Source organism: Clostridium boliviensis, assembly GCF_033342255.1.
Taxonomy (GTDB): Bacteria; Bacillota; Clostridia; order Lachnospirales; family Lachnospiraceae; genus Lacrimispora; species Lacrimispora boliviensis.
The window spans coordinates 1-564 of the sequence record NZ_JAWONS010000005.1 but is presented as its reverse complement, the minus strand read 5'-3'; the positions used below and the strand labels follow the sequence as shown (position 1 = coordinate 564).

Sequence of the window (564 nt, the reverse complement as noted above, 5' to 3'; positions counted from 1 at the left end):
GTCACGGCGGCGTCCATTTCTCCAACCGGGTCCCGCCCGAGGAGATCAACCGGTTTGTCCGCGAGCTGCCGCCGGAAAGAAGGGAAAGTCTGTATGAAGTGCTGAAGGAGCTGGAGCAGGCGGGCATGATCGTCATCCACAACGATGGCGTATGGGCCGATGGCGAAGGAAAAATTGGAGGCAGCCCGGATTGCTGAAGGTTCGGGCTCGCCGCCCGGAGGCTTACCCCCTCCGGGATTGCAAAGGAAAACCCTGCGGCCCTGCCGCAGGGTTTTTTCAGAGTCCTGGAATCCATTTTTTGATCCAATCCCAGAAGGACCCTCCGCCCCCCTTTCCGGCTTCCGGGGAGTGAACCGGGCACTTCTCTTGCGGTTCGGTACCGGCGAGGAAATACTCCCACCGGACCCGGGGACATCGCTCGGTGGCCAGATGGCCCGTTTCCGGATCCACATAGACGCCCTTCACGCCCTTCGGAACTGCGAAGGTACGGGCCGGGGCGCCGGCAAGGGATTTCTGCATGAAGGTACCCCAAATCATTTGGGCAAGGCGCCCCTCGTCGTGGGG

At 61.9% G+C, this 564-nt stretch carries 1 protein-coding gene and 1 pseudogene; one reads left to right on the top strand and one right to left on the bottom strand.

Annotated elements, in window-relative coordinates; translation table 11 throughout:
• Positions 1–197, top strand: a 197-nt coding sequence (locus tag RZO55_RS00365; RefSeq protein ID WP_318062319.1) for a hypothetical protein, incomplete at its 5' end; no start/stop codon positions are given.
• A 79-nt stretch (positions 198–276) separates the two neighbouring features.
• Here the strand turns inward: RZO55_RS00365 and RZO55_RS00360 are convergent.
• A pseudogene (locus RZO55_RS00360) lies at positions 277–564 on the bottom strand (hypothetical protein); the annotation flags it as partial.